General features: G+C 66.5%; 23 protein-coding genes. 7 read left to right on the top strand and 16 right to left on the bottom strand.

The features are described from left to right. Position 1: 1 nt before the first annotated feature. The 7 genes from ASE66_RS09515 to ASE66_RS31305 all read right to left on the bottom strand — a co-directional run bounded on the left by ASE66_RS09515 (position 2) and on the right by ASE66_RS31305 (position 5,662). Positions 2-1,258, bottom strand: a complete 1,257-nt coding sequence (locus tag ASE66_RS09515; protein WP_057189382.1) for an AAA family ATPase — start codon at positions 1,256-1,258, stop codon at positions 2-4. Further along, positions 1,258-1,992 (bottom strand): CpaD family pilus assembly protein, encoded by a 735-nt coding sequence (locus ASE66_RS09510; RefSeq protein WP_244494849.1) that lies wholly within the window; start codon positions 1,990-1,992, stop codon positions 1,258-1,260. Before ASE66_RS09510 ends, ASE66_RS09515 begins: the two co-directional genes overlap by 1 nt. A 28-nt stretch (positions 1,993-2,020) precedes the next feature. After that, positions 2,021-3,499: a type II and III secretion system protein family protein gene (locus ASE66_RS09505; RefSeq protein ID WP_057189449.1), complete on the bottom strand. Its 1,479-nt coding sequence runs from the start codon at positions 3,497-3,499 to the stop codon at positions 2,021-2,023. 5 nt (positions 3,500-3,504) lie between these two features. After that, entirely contained in the window at positions 3,505-4,281 is a 777-nt protein-coding gene (gene cpaB / locus ASE66_RS09500) for a Flp pilus assembly protein CpaB (protein ID WP_057189380.1), read from the bottom strand. Between the two features lie 125 nt (positions 4,282-4,406). Then, entirely contained in the window at positions 4,407-4,973 is a 567-nt protein-coding gene (locus tag ASE66_RS09495) for a prepilin peptidase (RefSeq protein ID WP_320409760.1), read from the bottom strand. A 122-nt stretch (positions 4,974-5,095) separates the two neighbouring features. Further along, positions 5,096-5,260, bottom strand: a complete 165-nt coding sequence (locus ASE66_RS09490; RefSeq protein ID WP_082613330.1) for a Flp family type IVb pilin — start codon at positions 5,258-5,260, stop codon at positions 5,096-5,098. Positions 5,261-5,494: 234 nt separating this feature from the next. Continuing rightward, positions 5,495-5,662: a Flp family type IVb pilin gene (locus tag ASE66_RS31305; protein WP_082613315.1), complete on the bottom strand. Its 168-nt coding sequence runs from the start codon at positions 5,660-5,662 to the stop codon at positions 5,495-5,497. Positions 5,663-6,076: 414 nt separating this feature from the next. Here ASE66_RS31305 and ASE66_RS09485 point away from each other — a divergent pair, with 414 nt between their 5' ends. After that, positions 6,077-6,622 carry a pilus assembly protein N-terminal domain-containing protein gene (locus tag ASE66_RS09485; protein WP_244494847.1) on the top strand — a complete coding sequence of 182 codons (546 nt, stop codon included), beginning with the start codon at positions 6,077-6,079 and terminating at the stop codon, positions 6,620-6,622. Between the two features lie 29 nt (positions 6,623-6,651). Here ASE66_RS09485 and ASE66_RS09480 read toward each other — a convergent pair whose 3' ends face one another. The 5 genes from ASE66_RS09480 to pcaH form a co-directional block, all read right to left on the bottom strand. Next, positions 6,652-8,151, bottom strand: coding sequence for a phosphomannomutase/phosphoglucomutase (locus tag ASE66_RS09480; protein WP_057189446.1), 1,500 nt, complete (start codon positions 8,149-8,151; stop codon positions 6,652-6,654). 186 nt (positions 8,152-8,337) lie between these two features. Then, entirely contained in the window at positions 8,338-9,246 is a 909-nt protein-coding gene (locus ASE66_RS09475) for a ribokinase (RefSeq protein ID WP_057189378.1), read from the bottom strand. Further along, the gene (locus ASE66_RS09470; RefSeq protein WP_057189377.1) at positions 9,243-10,139 is read right to left on the bottom strand and encodes a 2-dehydro-3-deoxygalactonokinase; all 897 of its coding nucleotides are present in this window, start codon (positions 10,137-10,139) and stop codon (positions 9,243-9,245) included. Before ASE66_RS09470 ends, ASE66_RS09475 begins: the two co-directional genes overlap by 4 nt. Before the next feature lie 105 nt (positions 10,140-10,244). Beyond that, the gene (gene pcaG, locus ASE66_RS09465) at positions 10,245-10,820 is read right to left on the bottom strand and encodes a protocatechuate 3,4-dioxygenase subunit alpha (protein WP_057189376.1); all 576 of its coding nucleotides are present in this window, start codon (positions 10,818-10,820) and stop codon (positions 10,245-10,247) included. Continuing rightward, positions 10,810-11,520 (bottom strand): protocatechuate 3,4-dioxygenase subunit beta, encoded by a 711-nt coding sequence (gene pcaH / locus ASE66_RS09460; protein WP_057189375.1) that lies wholly within the window; start codon positions 11,518-11,520, stop codon positions 10,810-10,812. The genes pcaG and pcaH overlap by 11 nt, the downstream gene beginning before the upstream one ends. Before the next feature lie 232 nt (positions 11,521-11,752). On the opposite strand from pcaH, the gene ASE66_RS09455 reads away from it, so the two are divergent. Next, positions 11,753-12,637, top strand: coding sequence for a hypothetical protein (locus ASE66_RS09455; RefSeq protein ID WP_057189374.1), 885 nt, complete (start codon positions 11,753-11,755; stop codon positions 12,635-12,637). Here the strand turns inward: ASE66_RS09455 and ASE66_RS31300 are convergent. The 3 genes from ASE66_RS31300 to ubiE form a co-directional block, all read right to left on the bottom strand. Then, positions 12,634-13,272 (bottom strand): L,D-transpeptidase, encoded by a 639-nt coding sequence (locus ASE66_RS31300; protein ID WP_082613314.1) that lies wholly within the window; start codon positions 13,270-13,272, stop codon positions 12,634-12,636. The two genes, ASE66_RS09455 and ASE66_RS31300, sit on opposite strands and share 4 nt — an antisense overlap. Positions 13,273-13,455: 183 nt before the next feature. Then, a complete protein-coding gene (gene ubiB, locus ASE66_RS09445; protein ID WP_057189373.1) occupies positions 13,456-15,015 on the bottom strand; it encodes a 2-polyprenylphenol 6-hydroxylase in 1,560 nt (519 codons plus the stop codon). A 34-nt stretch (positions 15,016-15,049) separates the two neighbouring features. Further along, positions 15,050-15,811, bottom strand: coding sequence for a bifunctional demethylmenaquinone methyltransferase/2-methoxy-6-polyprenyl-1,4-benzoquinol methylase UbiE (gene ubiE / locus ASE66_RS09440; protein WP_057189372.1), 762 nt, complete (start codon positions 15,809-15,811; stop codon positions 15,050-15,052). Positions 15,812-15,942: 131 nt separating this feature from the next. Here ubiE and ASE66_RS09435 point away from each other — a divergent pair, with 131 nt between their 5' ends. From ASE66_RS09435 to ASE66_RS09425, 4 genes are read left to right on the top strand one after another with little or no spacing between them, the layout of a single operon-like run. Beyond that, entirely contained in the window at positions 15,943-16,629 is a 687-nt protein-coding gene (locus ASE66_RS09435) for a hypothetical protein (RefSeq protein ID WP_057189371.1), read from the top strand. After that, a complete protein-coding gene (locus ASE66_RS33950; protein WP_162262468.1) occupies positions 16,626-17,048 on the top strand; it encodes a hypothetical protein in 423 nt (140 codons plus the stop codon). The genes ASE66_RS09435 and ASE66_RS33950 overlap by 4 nt, the downstream gene beginning before the upstream one ends. Further along, the gene (gene mutM / locus ASE66_RS09430; RefSeq protein ID WP_057189370.1) at positions 17,048-17,938 is read left to right on the top strand and encodes a bifunctional DNA-formamidopyrimidine glycosylase/DNA-(apurinic or apyrimidinic site) lyase; all 891 of its coding nucleotides are present in this window, start codon (positions 17,048-17,050) and stop codon (positions 17,936-17,938) included. Before ASE66_RS33950 ends, mutM begins: the two co-directional genes overlap by 1 nt. 8 nt (positions 17,939-17,946) lie before the next feature. After that, the gene (locus ASE66_RS09425; RefSeq protein WP_057189369.1) at positions 17,947-18,528 is read left to right on the top strand and encodes a chloramphenicol phosphotransferase CPT family protein; all 582 of its coding nucleotides are present in this window, start codon (positions 17,947-17,949) and stop codon (positions 18,526-18,528) included. Here the strand turns inward: ASE66_RS09425 and ASE66_RS09420 are convergent, their stop codons facing one another. Further along, positions 18,529-19,002 carry an SRPBCC family protein gene (locus tag ASE66_RS09420; protein ID WP_057189368.1) on the bottom strand — a complete coding sequence of 158 codons (474 nt, stop codon included), beginning with the start codon at positions 19,000-19,002 and terminating at the stop codon, positions 18,529-18,531. It lies immediately after the preceding gene. A gap of 180 nt (positions 19,003-19,182) precedes the next feature. Here ASE66_RS09420 and ASE66_RS09415 point away from each other — a divergent pair, with 180 nt between their 5' ends. Continuing rightward, positions 19,183-19,956 (top strand): enoyl-CoA hydratase, encoded by a 774-nt coding sequence (locus tag ASE66_RS09415; protein ID WP_057189367.1) that lies wholly within the window; start codon positions 19,183-19,185, stop codon positions 19,954-19,956. The last annotated feature ends 45 nt before the right edge of the window (positions 19,957-20,001 follow it).

Raw genomic sequence — 20,001 nt, 5'->3', positions numbered from 1 at the left:
GTCAAGCCTTCCGACGCATCAGCTTCGCGACAAGCGGCTCGAGCAGGCTGCGCTTGCCGCGCTTCTGCTCGCCGCGTCCAGTCAGGACGGTCGCGATCTGGACGAAGGCCTCCGCCGCCTTGGCGCCGGACTGGATCTCGGCGATCATCTGTCCGTTATTGGCGGCCGTGCCGAAAAGCTGGGCGTCGAAGGGGATCGAGTTCATCACCTCGATCCCGAGCGCCTTGGCGAATTCGCTGGCCTCGATCTCGGGCCGCTTGGGCAGGCCGACCTGATTCAGGATCAGCCGCGGCATGGAATCGTTCGGCCGGGCCGCACGCAGCAGATCCACCAGATTCTTGGCATTGCGCAGCGAGGCGAGTTCGGGAGCGGCGACGATCGCGACCTCGTCCGCTCCGATCAGCGCGCGCTTGGCCCAACCGGTCCAGAGATGCGGCACGTCGAGCACGATGCAGGGTACGCTACTGCGCAGCAGATCGAACAGCAGCTCGAACGCATCCTCGCCGAGGTCGACGGTCCGGTCCAGCATCGCCGGAGCCGCCAGCAAGGACAGGTTCTCGCTGCAGCGCGACAGGAGCCGGTCGAGCATGTTGGCATCGAGCCGCTCCGGGGCGAACACGGCGTCGGCGATACCCTGCGGCGGATCCTGGTTGAAATCCAGCCCGGCCGTGCCAAAGGCGATGTCGAGATCGGCGATCACCGTCGAGACGCCGAGATTGCGGGCGATCGCCCAGGCGACATTGTGCGCGACGGTGGAGGCGCCGACGCCGCCCTTGGCGCCGACGATGGCGATGGAACGCCCGAGCGTCGCCGCGCCCGATGCGGCGTAAAGTTCGGACAAGGTGCGCAACAGGTCGAGGATTCCGAACGGGGCGACGAGGTAGTCGCTGACGCCGCGCCTGATCAGTTCGCGATAGAGCTGGATATCGTTGACGTGGCCAATGACGACCACCTTGGTGCCGGGATCGCAGCTCTCGGCAAGCGCGTCGAGATGGGCGGTCAGCGCGGAGGGCTCGCTGAGCGTTTCCAGGACGATCACATTTGGTGTCGGCGCGCCACGGAACGCTTCGACCGCCGCAGCCGGCCCGCCCATCTGGATGCGCGCCTGGACCTTGTCCATGCGCCGGTCGGCAGCGACCGCCTGCAGCGAGTCCGCGACCTCCCGCGTCTCGCAGAAGGCCTGCAGCGTCACTCGCGGCAGCGGCGCGATGATCTCCTCGCCACCGGTCTCCGGTTCGAACCCAGGCGTGCTCGCCATCATTTGCCTCCGACCGCCGTACTGATCGAGGTCTGCTCCTGGCGATATTGCGTCGATGGGTCCTTGCCCTCGCGCAGCTTCTTGACCGCCTCCATGCGCTTTTGCGTGTCAAGGCGCCCCTCACCACGCGCGCGGACCAGATCGAGCGGGTCGGCGATCTGCGCCGCGAGGTTGGCCTGCGTGGAACAACCGAAATTCCAATAGGGCTCGTTCGCCGCATCCGTCCTGTAACTGGCGACGCCGAGATCGGCCGGCCATTGCCCACAGGAATGCGGCAATCCGGCCTGGAGCGAGGCGTAGGTCAGGCGGATCGGCGAGGCGAGCCCCGGATCGGCGATACGATAGGTCCTGACCGAAACAGCTCCGGGCGAGACGCCAGCCCGGGCGAGCGAGCGGCGGATGCCATCGAGCGTGTCATGGGTCGCAAGGTCGCGCCCGGTTCCCGTCGGCACCTCGGCGACCAGCCCACCTTTACCACCGCGTCGGTAGTCTTCGCCGAAGCGCGCGACGTCGTCGGCCTGGCGCGGATCCAGCCCGCCGCCGGACCGGCCGACGAAGACGTCGAGCGAGCGCGGGGCATCGCGCAGCACGATCGGGTGGCGCTCGCGGGTATCGGTGGGAATACCGGAGGTGGAGATGTCGCCCTTGGCGCAAGCTCCAAGCAGGAGCGCCGCGCCAAGGGCGGCTGGCAGCGCTGCGCGTCGGGCGCGGAGCAATTCACTGGTCACGATCACGATCGCCATCCTTGTCGTGCTCTCGTCCTCAATCGGCAATGAAACCGACGCGGCCCTTGTAGGCCTGCGGTATCGGCCCGCCGCTCGTCGACCCGTAGATCTTGTTCAATCGTCCCATCAGGATCGTCTGGGCGTCATGAGCCTCGACGAAACCGTCGTCCGGACGCTGCAGGCCATTCGGCCCGACCGGCTTCACGATATAGGGCGTCACCGCGATCATCAGCTCGGTCTCCTCGCGCTGATAATCGCGCGAGCGGAACATCGCGCCGATGATCGGGATGTTCATCAGGGCGGGCAGCCCGTTGATCGCCTGGCGCGAGACGCGCTGGATCAGGCCCGCGGTCGCCAGCGTGCCGCCCGAAGGCAGCTCGACGGTGGTATCGGACTTGCGGACGCGGAAGCCGGGCGCGTTGACGGCCGTAGTCTCTGTGGGATTGAGGCGCAGCTGGTTCTCGAAGTCGAGCTCCGTGACCTCGGTGGCGATGCGCATCGAGATCTTGCCCTCGGACATCACGATCGGCGTGAAGTTCAGGGAGACGCCGACAGGCTTGTAGACGATGTTGAGAACGCAGCGATTGGTGTTGTCGCAGGAATAGCCGTTCGGGACCGGAATCTCGCCGCCAGCGGTGAACTTGGCGCTTTCGCCGGAGATCGCGGTGACGGTCGGCTCGGCCAGCACGCGCGACAGGCCGGCGCGCTCGAGCGCGCGCAGCGTTATGTTGGTCGAATTGCCGATACCAGCACCAATTGCCGTCGCAGCGAGCTGCTGTGGCTGCAGCGAGAACGGCGTGTCGATCGTCGGGGAGAGGCTGAATTTGCCGAGCTTCCACTCGCCTGTCGAATTGACGCCGAGCTGCTTGATTGCCCTGCGAGAAACCTCCGAGACGGTGACCTTGACCATGACCTGATCGCGGCCCCGAATGGTGAGCGAGTTGATGACCGCGCCCTTGGTCGCGTTGCTACCTTCGCCGGAGATGCCGACAAAGGCATTGGCGATGTCCATCGCCTGCGTCGCCTCGGAAGCGCTCGCGACATTGCCGACCAGCAGGATCGAGTTCCCTGCCGGCTTGACCTGGATATCGGCGCCCGGCATCGCGGTCCGCAGCGTCTGACGCAGCACGTTGAGATCGCGGCCGACCTCGATCTCGAGCGCCGTGATCTGCCGGCCTTCGGCGTCCATCACGAACATCGAGGTCGCGCCGTCGGCCATGCCGATGATGAAGAGCTTGCGGGCCGAGCGCACCACCGCGTTCGCCACCTTGGGATTGGCGACGAAGACCTCCTTGGCGTCGCGCGGCAATTCGACGATCAGCGAGCGGCCGATCGAGAGATCGAGCCGGCGCGAGAGCGCATGCTCGCTGGCGCCGACATTGAGGACGGGTGCGGGCCCCTTCGCTTGCGCCAGGACCGGCGCGGTTGCCGCCAGCGAAGCAGCGTAAAGGATCGCCAGCGACAGAGCGAACCTGTGCTTGCGCGCGGACCGAAGCAACGGCGTCGAATTCTGCATCGGGATCATGGCTTCACCGCCTTGGTGACGACGCCGTAGCGCACGAGCGTCAGGCCGCCCTCGTCGCTCGGCGGGCTCTTGTCGCCGGCATCCTGCAAGCTGCGCAGCGCCAGCGAGAGGCTGCTGGTCTTCTGCGCCAGCGTCACCGTCTCGACGTGCTTGGGATCAAGCTCGAGCGTCGCGGTTTCGCCGACGACAACCTTCTCGCCGTTCTTCTCCTGGATGCTCTGGCCGATCGCCAGCACCCGCACATTGGTGATCAGGGTTTCGCTGACCGGCGGCGAGCCATCCTTGGAGTTGCTGTCGTCGCGGGTCGTGCGAATCACGTCGACACGGTCATTGGGCAGGATGAAGCCACCGGCGGTGTTTGCGCCGCGATTGTCGGTGGTGATCGCGACCGCGCGTTTGCCCGGCGGCAGGATGGCGGACAGAAAGCCGGAGTCGGCCTTGAGTAGCTTCTCGCGACGGATCGGCTCCGAACTGTAGAGCGGGGCGCGTGCGATTTGGCCGACGAACTCGCTCTCGCCCCCGGAAAGATCCTGGCGTCGGATCACCGCAGGAGGCAGGCTTGCCAGCGGCCAGGCCAGCCATTTCAGGTCGCTCGCAGCCAGCTTGTTGCCAAGCGGCACATCGACAGCTGCCACCAGCACCTCGACTGTGGGCGCCGGCTCATATTTGGTCTCCGACGGAGTCGTGACCTTCGGCGGGCGGCTGATCAACAGGGCGGCTCCGAGCCCGGCGACCACCGCTACGGCGAGAATGATGATACGGGCGGGACTCATGGCACACGATCCTTGGCCGGCATACGCCGACCCTCAACGGGATCGTGGGCTTCGAATCGTCAACTTATGGTTAACCGGAGGTATCTTTTTGCGCGGATCGGCAGCGCCGAAGCAGATCGACGCGTTCAGACGCCGATCGCGGCGTGCCAGATCGCCGTGTCAGGCAGCACCACCAGTGCCGCGGCGGCAAGCGCGATGCCATAGGGCACGCCCTGCTTGACGTCGTGCAGCCGCTGCGCCCAGGCCCAGTTACTGGCCGGAGCAGGCAAAGGCGAGATGCGCAGCATCAGGATCGCTACCGTCAGGAGCCCACCGCCGAGCGCAGCGACGAAGAGATAGGGGAGCAGCTGGTCGAAGCCGAGCCAGAGGGCCGTCACCGCCGCGAGCTTGGCATCACCGCCGCCGATCCAGCCGGCAGCGAACATGCCGAAGCAGACGGCGAGCACCGCCAGCCCGGCAACGAGATGCCAAGCGACGGTCGTCCAGCCCAGCCCGGTCGATGCAGCGCCCAACCCGAATGTGCCGAGCAGCAAAAGGCAGAGCCAATTCGGGATCGTCATCGTCGTGAGGTCGCTCGCCGCCGCATAGGCCATTGCGATCGGGAAAACGATGAAGACGATGATCAGCGAGAGCGACATGATGACGATCCGGATGTTCTGGGCTTCAACGCTGCCGGGGATATGAAACGCCACAGGTCGGCGCTCGAGCCCCTGGCGTGGATCATATTGCGACTGGTTGATCACCAAAGCGTTAGCTGAGGCTTGCTGTGCGGTTGCCGGCGCCCCTGAGCGATCCGCGACCTCTCGCACGCAGCCTACACAATACGCCTGAGGACTTCCTGAAACCACGCGTCGATCGCCGGCCCGATGAGCGTCCAGGTGGCGACGCAAGCGATCGAGATGATCGATGCAATCAAGCCATACTCCATAGCAGTCGTTCCGGACTGATCGCTGAGGAAGCGCGCAAACGGGCTCTTCATGGCAACCTCCTTCAACATCGCGGTCCCCCAAGTACCTTCGCTTGGGCTCGCTCCGGGTTGGGACGAGAGGGACGCCACAACTCCGCCTTACGTCGGGTCGTGCATCGCATTCGACAATCTGGGCAGTGGCACTGCAGCCGCGGTTGTGCGTCTACGGGCGATACTCCTAAAACGCGTGCGCCCGGAACATTGTCCGGGCGCTTGAGTTGGTAGCCTCGCCCCCGCTCGACTAGCTCAGGTGGTCAGGGCGGTCAGAATTTCCGTGTACTTCGCCTCGAGCGCCGGGCCGATGAGGCGCCAGGTGGCGATGCAGACGACCGAGATCAGGGCGGCGATCAGGCCGTACTCGATGGCGGTGGCGCCCGACTCGTCCTTGGCGAAGCGCGTGAACAGGTTCTTCATGGTAGTCTCCTTTTGCACCACGTTTGACTGCTGCCTTCGCTCTAGGTGGCTTCGGTCAGCGACAGGAGTGACACTACGGCGCCCGTCTTGCTGATCAGTTAAGGCGACCCAATAATTCGCCGAATTTTGCAGGTCTTCGTTCGATGGTTAATATGCTTTTAGCGCACTGTCGCAGTTAACGCTTGGTATAAGACTTTCCATAATCCAGTTCTACATCGAACCTCAAACTGATATTGCCAAATATTACGCTACGCTATGTGAGCCGCCTTCCGTGTTCGCCTGTGCCCTTCACTAAGCACCGCCAGGCTTCCATGGCGAGGCGCCGCATCATCCGCCATCGAAAATCGCCATCTTAGGGAATGGTTCATCATTTTCGGCTTTGCTCGGCCTGTTCGAAACCTTGAGGCGCGGGCGATGTCCATTGCGATGCCGGGATCGCGGCTCTCCAAATCTTTCCTGACCCTCGTCTGCGCCGGGCTCGTCGGAGCCGCCGGACTGAGTGGCGCGGCTGACCACGCCCACGCGCAAGCCAGGCTCGTCCCCGCGCCGGCTCCGGACACAAGGACCGATGGCGGCGAGGCGGTCCAGGTGGTGGTCGACCACGCCAAGGTGCTGCGCCTGCCCGAGAAGGCGCAGACGGTCATCGTCGGCAATCCGGCGATCGCGGACGTCACCGTCCAGCGCAACGGCGTGATGATCGTCACCGGCAAGAGCTACGGCGTCACCAACCTGATCGCGCTCGACGCGACCGGCGCATTGCTGGCGGAATCCACCGTGCGCGTCGGCGCCGCCAGCGATTCGATCCTGACCGTGCAGCGCGGCCTCGAGCGCGAGAGCTATTCCTGCTCGCCGGCCTGCCAACCGAGCGCGCAGCTCGGCGATTCCAAGACATTCTTCGAAAGCACCAGCGGGCAAAGCGGCGCCCGCAACGCCGCGGCGACCGGGGCTGAGAAGAAGTAACTTCTCCGCCCCGCTCGCGAGCGGGTTCGTCAGATCGTCTGGTTGTAGGCGCCGACTTCCGGGTTCTCGCGCAGCACGCCGTCGATCGCCTTGAACATCTCGCGCATGCGCGCCTCCGAGACCGGGCTCTCGCAGACCACGACCAGCTCCGGCTTGTTCGAGGACGCCCGGACCAGGCCCCAGGTGCCGTCCTCGTTGACGACGCGGACGCCGTTGACGGTGATGACGTCGACGATCTTCTGCCCTGCGATCTTGTCGCCCGCGGCCTGCATCGCCTGGATCCGCTTGGTGATCTTGTCGCTGACCCCGTATTTGATCTCGTCGGCGCATTTGGCCGCCATGGTCGGCGTGCCCCAGGTCTTCGGCACTGCAGCATAGAGCTCGGCCATCGACTTGTCCGGATTGCGGTCGAGCATGTCGATCACGGCGATCGCGGTCACGACGCCGTCGTCATAGCCGCGTCCGACCGGCGCGTTGAAGAAAAAGTGGCCGGACTTCTCGAAGCCAGCGAGCGCGTTGAGGTCGCGGACCCGGCGCTTGATGTAGGAGTGGCCGGTCTTCCAGTAATCGGTCTTGACGCCGAGCCTCTGCAGTTCCGGATCGGTCGAGAACAGGCCGGTCGACTTGACGTCGACGACGAACTGCGCGCCCGGGTTGAGCCTGCCGAGGTCGCGCGCCAGCATCACGCCGATCTTGTCGGCGAAGATTTCCTCGCCATGGTTGTCGACGACGCCGCAGCGGTCGCCGTCACCGTCGAAGCCGAGCGCGACATCGGCGCCATGCTGCTTCACGGCATCGGCCATGGCGTGCAGCATCTTCATGTCTTCGGGATTCGGATTGTAGCGGGGGAAGGTGTGGTCGAGCTCGGCATCCATCGGGATGACCTCGCAGCCCAGCGCCTCCAGGATCTGCGGGGCGAAGGCGCCGGCCGTGCCGTTGCCGCAGGCGGCGATGACCTTGAGCTTGCGCTTGATCTTCGGACGGTTGGTCAGGTCGGCGATGTAGCGCGCCGGGAAGTCGGGCACGAAGGCGTAGGAACCGCCGCCGGAGAGGTCGAAATCGCCGGCGAGCACGATGTCGCGCAACTGCCCCATCTCGTCGGGGCCGAAGGTGACCGGGCGCTGCGCACCCATCTTGATGCCGGTCCAGCCATTGTCGTTATGCGAGGCGGTGACCATGGCGACGCAGGGCACGTCGAGCTCGAACTGGGCGAAATAGGCCATGGGCGACATGGCGAGGCCGATATCGTGGACCTTGCAGCCGGCGGCCATCAGGCCGGTGACCAGCGCCATCTTGATCGAGGAGGAATAGCTGCGGAAGTCGTGGGCAGTCACGATCTCGGGCTTGACGCCCATGCGCTTGATCAGCGTGCCGAGACCCATGCCGACGGCCTGCACGCCCATCAGGTTGAGCTCTTTCCCGAAGAACCAGCGCGCATCGTATTCGCGGAAGCCGGTCGGCTTCACCATCGGCAGCGATTCGTAGTCGAAGGTGTTGGGGAAGAGCTCGGGCAGGGGCTTCGGAAACATCGGGCCATCCATCTTCGAGGAGCGCGGCAACGAGGCCTGCGCGGAAACCATGCAGCTGACGTGTGCGGAACGGACAGGCCACAGGCTACATGAATGCAGCCTGAGCACGACAGGGCAAGGACGCAAGGCCGGCATAGCCGATCCGCGGCCGAAGCGGAATGCCGAGCCGACCGCCAGGACGCAGCCTTATAGGAAGCTCTTGCCGGCCAGCGCTTCGATCGCCGCGCGCCGGGGCACGCTCGGCTGGGCGCCGGCGACGGTGCAGGCGAGCGTGCCGGCGGCAAGCCCGCGCTGAAGCGCGCCAGAGAAGCCGAAGCCGGCCTGCAGCGCCGCGGCGAAGGCGCCGACAAAACTGTCTCCGGCCGCGACGGTGTCGACGACCTCGACCACCGGCGCCTCGAGCCGGCGCCGGACACCGCCATGCCAGCCGACCGCGCCGGCAGCGCCCAGCGTGACGATGCAGGCGATGCCGCGCTCGCCGTCGGTGCGCTGCGCGATCACATCGGGTTCGGTCTCGGCCCAGCCGAGCGAGCCGGCGAGGATCAGCGCCTCATGCTCGTTGACGATCAGGATGTCGGTGAGCGCCAACAGCTCCGGCGCTGGCTCGCCGGCCGGGGCGAGATTGAGGATCACCCGCCCGCCGCCGGCCCGCATCGCCCGCGCGGCACGCAAGCATTCATCCTCCGGCACCTCGCGCTGGAGCAGGAGCAGGTCGCCCTCGCCAGGCTCCAGGGTCTCGACGGCATCGGCCTTCGCCAGCGCATTGGCGCCGGCGGCAACGACGATCTGGTTGTGGCCGGCGGCATCGACGGCGATGAAGGCCGCGCCGGTCGGCGCCTCGACGCGCGCGACATGGGAGAGGTCGACTCCGTCCTCGGCGAGGAGCCCGAGTGCGATCTCGGCGAAGCCGTCGCGACCGACCGCTCCGACCATTGTCACCTCGGCGCCGGCACGACGGGCCGCCAGCGCCTGATTGGCACCCTTGCCGCCGGGATGCAGCGCATAGCCCGGACCGAGCACGGTTTCGCCCGCGCCGGGCAGGCGCTCGACCGGCGTCACGAGATCGACATTGAGCGAGCCGAAGACGGTGATCATGCCTGATTGCCCCGGGCGAGCCGGGTGACGCCGGCGACGAAGGCGTCCTCGGGCGTGGTCAGGCCATGATCGAGGCCGGCGGCGGCGAGCGCCCGGCCATAGCTCCCGGCGAGCACGCCATCTGCCACGAGATGCAGGTTGTCGAGACCGCCAAACAGGGCGCGGGCGCCTTCGATCTCCTGCGCCACCAGCAGAGCGGAGAGATAGGGGCCGACAGCACCGCCTTCCATGCGCCCTCCCAGAATCTCGCTGCGCGCATGGAAGGCGGCGTTGAGCAGGCCGCCGGGCCGCTGCGCCGCGGCAAGCCCGCGCCGCATGCCCTCGGCTGCATCGCCATCCTTCGGCTCGCTCGCCAGACGCGACAGGATCGAGTGCTCGCGCAACAGGCCGTAGATCTCGCCGGTCATGAAGCTGGCGAAGCGGGTGATGCGGCCGCCCTTGACCTCAGCCCATTTCGAATGCGTGCCGGGCAGGCAGGCGACGCCGTCGGTCAGGCCGAGGCCGACGATCAGCGTCTCCTCGCCGCGCATGACGTCGAAGGCGCCTTCGTCGCAGGACAGGCCGGGCAGCACGGTCGCGCGCGTGCCGTCGTCGAGCGTGACGGCGAGGCCGGCGGCCGCGATCTCCTCAGGGCTAGCCGGACAGGCGACATAGGGCGCCTCGACCCAGCCATTGCGGCTGCCGACCATGCCGGCGAGCAGCACCGCAGCGTCAGGCCGCGCCTGGCGGAATTCGCCGGCGATCTCGGCGAAGGCGGCGGGGAAGCCACCGGCCGGCACCGATTGGATGCCGCGATCGGCGACGCGTTTCGCCAGCACGGCGCCATCCTCGCCAAGGAGGAAGGCGCGGGCGCGCGTCGTGCCCCAGTCGAGCGCGATCAGGGGTTTGGGCATGGCAGGCTCCGGCAGAATACACGCACCGACGGATCTCCCGGTCGAAGCGCGGCGAAAGGGCCGGGAATCTCCCCATGCGGCACGGTCCGGTCAAGCCCGCAAGGGTCAGACATCGAAGAACACCGTCTCACCTTCGCCCTGCAGGCGGATGTCGAAGCGGAAGACGCCGTCCGTGCCGCGTCTTGCGATCAGCGTGCTTCGACGCTCGGCCGGTACAAGCGCCAGAACCGGGTCCTGCGCATTGCCGGGCTCATCGTCGAAATAGATCCGCGTCGCCAACCGGATCAGCAGACCGCGGGCGAAGACCGAGACGGTCAGATGCGGCGCCTGTGTGCTCCCGTTCGGCCCCGGCAGGGCGCCGGGCCGGATCGTCTCGATGAAGAAGGCCCCCTCGGCAGTGGTCTCGGCCCGGCCGAAGCCGGTGAAACCGGCATTGCCCACAGCATTGAAACGGCCCTCGGCATCGGCCTGCCAGGTCTCGATCATCGCGTCGCCGACGATTACGCCGTCGCCGTCGAAGACCGTGCCCTCGATGCGGATGCGCTCGCCAGCGACGCCCTCGCCGGCGACCTGCTCACTGGCGAGCTCCGGCCCGCCATAGGCGCGCGGCGTCAGCGCATAGGCGAAGAAGGGGCCGATGGTCTGGGACGGGGTCAGGCCGTCCGGCTTCTCAGTGTTCATGCGGCTCCTCCGTCGGCGTCGCCTCGCGGCCGCGCAACACGATATCGAACTGGTAGGCGAGCGCCCATTCCGGCTCGGTGGTGTCGATGTCGAAGCGCGAGATCAGCCGGTTGCGCGCCCGCTCGTCGGTGATCGACTGGAAGATCGGGTCGAAGCGGAAGAGCGGATCGCCCGGGAAATACATCTGAGTGATCACGCGCGAGAGGAAGCTCGGCCCGAACAGGGAGAAATGGATATGTGCCGGCCGCCAGGCATTGTGGTGGTTGCGCCAGGGATAGGCGCCGGGCTTGATCGTGACGAAGCGGTAACGCCCCTCGGCGTCGGTGACGGCGCGCCCCGCCCCGGTGAAATTCGGGTCGAGCGGCGCCGGGTGCTGGTCGCGGACATGGACATAGCGGCCGGCAGAATTGGCCTGCCAGATCTCGATCAGCGCATGCGGCACCGGGCGGCCATCCTCGTCGAGGACGCGGCCGGTGACGATGATGCGCTCGCCGAGCGGTTCGCCGGCATGGCGCCGCGTCAGGTCGCTGTCGATGTCCGAGACCGCGACATGGCCGAAGACCGGACCGGTGGTCTCCGACAGCGTGTGCGGCAGGAGGATCAGCGGCTGTGACGGCGCCCGCTTCAGCGTGCTGCCATAGTCCGGCGACGTGTTCAACGGATGGGCTTTTTGCCCCTCGCGCGGGTAGATCAGACTCATGCCGCTGCTCCTGGGGCATTGCGGGTGCGTGGGTCCGGCAGGATGGCGAATCCCCCGCCGGGCCGAACGGTTGAGTCTCGGCCAGCGCCGCGGTGAAAGGCAAGGCCTTCAGCCGGATCGCCCCCCGTCCGGCTTCCATCCTTGACGAGGGACGAGGGCGAGACGAACGTCCCGTCGCGGGCGCATACCATGCTGACCCGCTGCCGCATGCGATTGCCTGAAGGACGTCCGAATGCTCTCCCTCTCATCCGGCGGGTACACCGCCCGCATCGCCCCGGACGCCGGCGGCACGATCGCTGCGCTCGAATGGCGGGGGCCGGATGGCAGGACGCATCCGCTGCTGCACGCGCCGGCGGGGCTCGCGCCGCAGACGGAGACTCCCAACAAGTTCGGGGCCTGGGCGATGCTGCCCTTCGCCAACCGCGCCTTCGACAGCCTGGTCGACGACGGCCATACCCGCTTCACAGTGCCGCCCAACAATCCCGCCGGCACGATCCATGGCTTCGGCTGGCAGTCCGCCTGGCAGGTGGAGCGGCAGGACAGCGGCCATACCGTGCTGGCGCATCGCCGTACGGCCGGCCCGGATCCCTACCGCTACCTGGCGAGACAGGAGATCCTGCTCGATGCGAGCGGTATGACCGTCGCGCTTTCGCTGACGAACGAGGCCAACCAGGCCCTACCGTTCGGCATGGGCCTGCATCCCTGGTTTCCCTGCGCCGCCGACACGCGCCTCACCACGACTGCGACCGGCGCGCTGATCTTCGGCGACCAGTTCCGCGCCACCGGCACGCAAGCCTTCGCCGATGGCGGCCCCTATGCCGATGGCCCGGCCTTCGCCACCGGCGCCGAGAGTGCCTGGAGCTTCTTGGGTTGGGACGGCATCGCCCGGATCGAGACGCCCTCGACCGGCCTCGCCATCACGATCACCGCGAGCGAGAGCCTGCGCTGTCCGGTGGTCTGGGCGCCGGCCGGCGCCGATTTCCTCTGTGTCGAGCCGCAAAGCCATGCCGCCGGCGCGCCGAGCGAACGAATCGTGCGCGAGGCCTCGCCGCTCGCCCGGCTTCAGCCCGGCGAGACGCTGGAAGGCTGGGTTCGGATCGCCGCCGAAGCGATCTAACGCCAGCTTGGTCCGGTCACGGGCTGGAAGCCGATCGCGCCAGCGGGAATTGCCGGCCTGAGCAGCATCTGCTCGCGGGCCTCGCCCCAGGCGGGGCCCTGGCGCTGCTGCTTGGCGGTCAGCACGGCCTTCTGCGTCTTGATCTTGGCGTTGGCGATCTTGTGCTTCGAGCCCGAGGACGTCTTGGCGAAGCGCGAGAGATTATCGGTCGCAGCGCCGTTCAGCGCGATGCGGGTGCCGCCGGCGCCGTGCTTCTTGACCAACGCGAAGAGCTTGGCGGCATTGGCGGGGTGAAGGCGAATACAGCCATGCGAAGCCGGGCGGCCGAGCGCGCCGACGGCCGTCGTACCGTGGATGGCGTAGCCGCCGCGGAAGAACACCGCATAGGGCATCGCGCCACCGTATTTGCGCGAATACCAGCTGCGCTCGAGCCGGGTCGGGCGATAGACGCCGTTGGGCGAGCGGAAGCCCTTGCGGCCGGACGAGATCGCCCAGCTATGGACCTCGCCGTCGCTGGTGGCCACCGTCATGCGCTGGGCGGCGATGTCGACGCGAACATCGAGCTTGGCCTGAGCCGAGGCGAGCCCGGCGAAAGACGCGCATAGAAAGGCCAGAATGCCGAGAAGGCGATGCATGACGCGACTCCTGAACGACGCAACCTGAGGAAAGCGGCTCTTTGGTTGCTGTCGCTCGGGCGCGTGCGCCATGCGAAGTCAGCCCCGGCCTTGCCGTAAAGGAATCCCGAGGGACCGGCGCTTGTAAAGCTGAAACCGCTAAAATGGTTTCCAGTCGCGCCCTGTTGAGGCGACTGTCCTGCGCTAGTCGAAGAACACCATCCACGCCAGCAGCGCCGCGATCAGCCAGAGCGCCCAGTTGCCCCAGCGATTGCGCGCGGCTTCCGCCCGGCCGATCGCCTGGACGCTGGCTTCGTCGAGCGAGAAGCCGTGGCGCGAGGCATCCTCGAGCTGTCCCAGCACGCGCTCGGCCCGGCCGACCGTCTCCGGCAGGTTGGCGAGGCTGGCCGCAAGCGTGCGCACGCTGCGGCCGGCATCCTCGAGCTTGCCGATCGGCCCGAGATTGCGCGTCAGCCAGTCGCGCACGACCGGCTCGGCGGTGGTCCACATGTCCAAATGGGGATCGAGCGTACGCGCGACGCCTTCGACCACGACCATGGTCTTCTGCAGCATGACGAGCTCGGTGCGCGTCGCCATGTCGAACAGGCCGGTGATCTCGAACAGGAGCGTCAGCACCTTCGCCATCGAGATCTCGTCGGCGCGCCGGTCGTGGATCGGCTCGCCGACGGCGCGGATCGCCTGGGCGAAATCATCGATGGAGTGATGGGCCGGGACATAGCCGGCCTCGAAATGCACTTCGGCGACGCGTCGGTAGTCGCGGGTGATGAAGCCGAACAGGATCTCGGCGAGGAAGCGCCGCTCCTTGTGGCCAAGCCGGCCCATGATGCCGCCATCGACCGCGACCAGCCGGCCTTGCGCATCGACGAACAGGTTCCCCGGGTGCATGTCGGCGTGGAAGAAGCCGTCGCGGATCGCGTGCTTCAGGAAGGACTGGATGACGTTGCGGCCGAGCGCCTGGAGGTCGTGGCCGGCGGCGCGCAGGGCCTCGACATCGGAGAGGCGAATGCCGTCGATCCATTCGTCGACCAGGATTTCGCGGGCGGTGAGCTGCCAATCCGGCACCGGCACGCGAAAATCGCTGTCTTCCTTGGTGTTCTCGGCGAATTCGGAGAGCGCCGCAGCTTCCAGGCGCAGATCCATCTCCATCGTGACGGAGCGCGCCAGCGTCTCGACGATGGCAACGAAGCGCAGCCGCCGCGCCTCGGGTGAGCGGCTCTCGGCGAGCTGAGCACCGAAGCGCATCGCCGCGAGGTCGCGATGGAAGCGGTCACGGATGCCGGGCCGCAGGATCTTGACCGCGACCTCTGTGCCGTCCTTGCGGCGGGCGCGGTGGACCTGGGCGATGGAGGCGGCTGCCACCGGCTCGCCGAATTCGGCGAAGATCGTCTCGACCGGCTCGCCATGGGCGGCCTCGATCGCGGCGCGCGCCTGCGCCATCGGGAAGGGCGCCATCCGGTCCTGCAGCGCCGAGAGATCTTCGGCGATCTTCATGCCGACGACGTCCGGCCGCGTCGCCAGGAACTGGCCGAACTTGACATAGGACGGGCCGAGCCGTGTCAGCGCCGCGGCAAGGCGCGTCGCGGAAGAGCCGGCACCGCGCCGCTCGATCAGGCGGCCGAGCGCGATCAATCCCCGCGCCGCCGGCGGCAGCACAGAAGGATCGACGAGCGCGAGCGCGCCCTCACGGGCCAGCACGAAACCGACCCGCGCCGAGCGGGCGAGATGGGCGAGCGCAGAAATCATGCGGGGACGCGGCGGGTCGGCATGGCTGGTGCTGTCACAGCTTCCAGCCGGAATGCAGCGCCACCACCCCGCCGGTCATCGGCGTGAAGCTGGCGCGGCGGAAGCCTGCCTCGGCGATCATGTTGGCGAAGGCCTGCGGGCGCGGGAACTTGCGGATCGACTCGACCAGATACTGGTAGGGCTCGGCCTCGCCCGTCACCATCCTGCCCATCGGCGGGATGACGTTGAAGGAATAGGCCTCGTAGACCTTGTCGAGCAGCGGCACGTCGACATGGGAGAATTCGAGGCAGAGGAAGCGGCCGCCGCGCTTCAGCACGCGATAGGCCTCGGCCAGCGCCTTCTCGATGCGCGGCACGTTCCTGATGCCGAAGGCGATCGTATAGGCGTCGAAGGATGCATCCGGCAGCGCCAGCTCCTCGGCATTGCCCTGGACGAAGCGGATGCGCTCATCGTCCGGAAAGCGCTTCTGCGCCCGCTCGCGCCCGACGCTGAGCATCTCGGCGTTGATGTCGAGCACGGTGACGTCGGTCTGCGGCCCGCCCTCCTCCAGCACCTTGAAAGCGACGTCGCCGGTGCCGCCGGCAACGTCGAGATGGTGGAAGGGCCGGTCACGCGGCGGCTTCAGCGCTGTCAGCAGCGCCTCCTTCCAGGCGCGGTGCAGCCCGGCCGACATCAGGTCGTTCATCAGGTCGTAGCGGCCGGCGACCTTGTGGAAGACGTCGTCGACCTTGGCCTGCTTCTCGCCGAGCGGCACGTTCTCGAAGCCGAAATGGGTGGTGTCGGAGGCTGCTGTCACGGTTGGGCCGCTCTTGTGTTCGGGTGAGGCGATGAATAGCGAAAGTGTGCCGTCAGCGCCATCGCCTGGATGTCGCGTGCGTTGACCTACGCGTCGCCGCATGATTCTAGTTCTGGGCCGAGGGTTCATTCTTGACCAAGCACGACACCTCTCTCATTGGCCTAGGGCTTTATACGCCGGCGGAGGCAGCTCGCCTGATTAAGGTGCCGGCTGCGAAGCTGACGCGTTGGCTTAAGGGACACGGTTCCGGGAATCGCACTTACCCTCCCCTTTGGCATGGGCAGGTCGACCTACATGACGACAAGCTCTATCTCGGCTTTCTCGATCTCGTACAAAGCCGAATGGCTTCCGCTTTCATCGCTGCTGGCTTGAGTCCGCAGAAAGTTCGCAGAGCTCTGATTCTAGCGCGTGAGTTGATCGAGCACGATCACCCATTCGCTACGTCCCGTTTTAGAACCGACGGTCGGACCTTGCTCCTGGAGGCCCTAGGCGAAGATGAAGATGATCGGCCGCTCGTCGATCTCTTCAAGCGAGGCCAGTATGTGATGCACAAGGTGATCGAACCGAGCTTGAAAGGTATCGATTTCGACACCGATATCGCTGCCCGGTGGTGGCCGAGAGGCCGAGCCAGCGACATCGTCCTCGATCCGGCGAGGCAATTTGGCCAGCCGATCATTGAAAGTGTCGGCATACCAACGTCGATTTTGAGCGCAGCAGCGGAAGCTGAAGGCTCCGTCACTCGGGCAGCCCGGCTTTTCCGTGTAAGTACGGCTGCTGTACAGCGCGCTGTTGATTTCGAGCACGGTTTGGCCGCGTGAGAATCTTCTTCGACAATTGCACTTCTCCCGTGCTTGCCGAAGTCCTGAATGCTTACGTCCGTACTGAGGGAGGAGCCGCCCGGCATGTCCGGGATATGACGGACTATGATTTTCGTCACGATACTCCCGATATCGATTGGATCGAACGCTTGCATCAGGATCGACCTGCCGACTGGATCGTTCTAACGAGCGATTTGAGGATTAGCCGGAACAAGGCGAATCGAGCGGCGTGGCTGCGATGCGGATTAAAAGGGTTCGTGCTCGCCTCAGGCTTCCAGAAAACTCCCACGAACCAAGTCGCATCGACTCTGCTCTGGCGCTGGCCGGAAATGGAGAATTTCATCAGGTCCGCGGCGCCGGGCTCATTGTTTGAACTACCGGTCAAACGTTCATCTGGCTTCAAGGCTCTTACAGTTTAATGCCTGAACTCCCCGAGGTCGAAACCGTCCGGCGCGGGCTGGAGCCCGCCATGCTCGGCGAGCGCTTCGCCAAGGTCGAGCAGAACCGGCCGAACTTACGCTTTCCGCTGCCCGAGCGCTTCGCCGAGCGGCTGACTGACCGGCGCATCGAGGCGCTGTCGCGGCGGGCAAAGTACCTGATCGCCGATCTCGACGACGGGCAGGCGCTGGTCATGCATCTCGGCATGAGCGGGCGCTTCATCGTCGAAGCCCCCGGCACGAAGCCGACCGAGCCAGGTGCCTATTACAACGAGATCGGCCGGCATCTCATCCACGACCATGTCGTCTTCCATCTCGGCTCGGGCGCGCGTGTTACCTACAACGACGTCCGCCGCTTCGGCTTCATGGACCTTTTACCGCGCACCGAGCTTGAGACCTGCAGACACTTCGCCGGAATGGGCATCGAGCCGCTCGGCAACGAATTGTCGGGCGAGCTGCTGGCCAAGCTGTTCTCCGGTAAGATCGCCCCGCTGAAGGCAGCGCTGCTCGATCAGCGGCTGATCGCGGGCCTCGGCAACATCTATGTCTGCGAAGCCCTGTTCCGCGCCGGGCTGCACCCGGAGGCCGCGGCCGGCTCATTGGCGACGCCGACCGGCAAGCCGCGCGAGAAGGCGCATCTCTTGGCGCAGATCATCCGCGACGTGCTGGAGGAGGCGATCGCCGCCGGCGGCTCGACCTTGCGCGATTTCGCCCATGCCGACGGCTCGCTCGGCTATTTCCAGCATCGCTTCAAGGTCTATGACCGCGAGGGTGATCCATGCGTCACGCCGGGCTGCGGGCATCCGGTCAAGCGGCTCGTCCAGTCCGGGCGTTCGACCTTCTATTGCGAGAGCTGCCAGAAACGGGCTTGAGGACCACGATGCCCGACGCTCCTCGCCCGCCCGGCAAGATCATCCTGCTCAACGGCGCTTCCAGCAGCGGCAAATCCTCGCTGGCGCGCGCGGTGCGGGCCCGGATCGAAGAGCCGTTCTGGCATATCTCGATCGACCATCTGCGCGATTCCGGCGTCTTGCCAACGGCGCGCATCCGCAGCGGCGAGTTCCCGTGGGCCATGTTGCGCGACGCCTTCTTCGAGGGCTTCGAGCAGTCGCTCTTCGCCTATGCCCGCTGCGGCAACAATCTGATCGTCGAACACATCATGGAGAGCCGCGCCTGGCTGCTGCGGCTGGCGCGCCTGCTCGCGAAGGAAGATGTCTTCTTCGTCGGCCTGCATTGCGATCTCGCCGAGCTGGAGCGCCGCGAGATTGCCCGCGGCGACCGGAAGGTCGGCGATGCCCGGCGCGACTATCACCAGATCCACAGCTACTGCCGCTATGATGCCGAGCTCAATTCGGCCGCCGCGCCCGAGCTCAATGCGGAGAGGCTGATCGCGGCCTGGCGCTCGCGCACGACGCCCTCGGCCCTGCAGCGCCTGCTCGCCGAGGCCGGGCCGGCGGATTGATCAGGCCGTCTCGATGAAGCGGGCGAGATTCTCCAGCGTCGAGCGCAAGCCGGCGTCGTGATCGGCCTTGCCGATGCCGGCCGGCACATTCTCGCACAGGATCGTCACCTCGGTCCCGTCGCGAACCTCCTTGAAGCGCCAGCTCATCGTCATCGTGCCGGCGAAGGCCGGGTCGTCCGAGACGAAGCCGACCTCCCAGACGATGCGCTCGCCGGGATCGAGCGCGACGAAGCGGCCTTCGACGATGTCGCTGTCGGCGTTGGCCTTGCCGGGCGCTCCAGTGGGATCGTCATAGGTCAGGACCATGCGGTAGAGGCCGCCTGGATGCGGCTCGAACCGTTCGATCCTGGCTCGCATCCCCTTGGGCGGCAGCCATTTCGACAGCGTGGCGGGATCGACGAAGGCGTTGTAGACCGCGCCCGGCGAAGCCTTGATCAGCCGCGAGGCCGTATCGGTTCTCGTCTCGGCGGACATGGCAGGCTCCCTGAACGGTTGCGCGAAGGCTAACGGAATGAAACGCCCGAACCGGGCAGCAGGTTTCCTCGCGCCTGGTCCACGAACGCGCAGCCCCATCCAGCCTTGCACGGGCGCGCATGGACTTCCCCCCGCGCCCGCCGCTAATGCTGGCCCGACAGCAGCATCCGGGAGGCCGCCATGGCTTATGAGACCATTCTCGTCGAGGTGAAGGGCAAGGTCGGCATCATCACGCTGAACCGGCCGCAGGCCCTGAATGCGCTCAACGTCCAGCTCATCGCCGACATCAACGCGGCGCTCGACGGTTTCGAGCGCGATGACGAGATCGGCTGCGTCGTCATGACCGGCTCGGAAAAGGCCTTCGCCGCCGGCGCCGACATCAAGCAGATGCAGGAGCGCAGTTATCCCGGCACCTATCTCGACGACAAGTTCGCCGATTGGGACCGCATCGGCCAGCGCCGCAAGCCGATCATCGCCGCGGTCTCAGGATTTGCGCTCGGCGGCGGCTGCGAGCTCGCGATGATGGCCGACTTCATCATCGCCGCCGACAACGCCAAGTTCGGCCAGCCCGAGATCAATCTCGCCGTCATCCCTGGCGCCGGCGGCACCCAGCGCCTGACCCATGCGATCGGCAAGGCCAAGGCGATGGACCTTTGCCTCACCGGCCGGCTGATGGATGCGACCGAGGCCGAACGCGCCGGGCTCGTCGCCCGCATCGTGCCGCTCGCCGACCTCATGACCGAGGCGCTGAAGGCGGCCGAGCAGATCGCGGGCAAGTCGCTGCCCTCGCTGCTTTCAGCCAAGGAATCGGTCAATCGCGCCTTCGAGACGACGCTGGCCGAAGGCCTGCGTTTCGAGCGCCGCGTCTTCTCGGCACTGTTCGGCACGCACGACCAGAGGGAAGGCATGGCCGCTTTCATCGAGAAGCGGAAGCCCGACTTCAAGAACCGCTGAAGCCAGGGCCCCGGCGATCAACGTCACGCATGGCCGGGGCCAATT

It is taken from the genome of Allobosea sp. Root483D1, assembly GCF_001429505.1.
Lineage (GTDB): Bacteria > Pseudomonadota > Alphaproteobacteria > Rhizobiales > Beijerinckiaceae > Allobosea.
The sequence above is the reverse complement of the archived record's forward strand: the minus strand, read 5'-3'. Positions and strand labels throughout refer to the sequence as shown.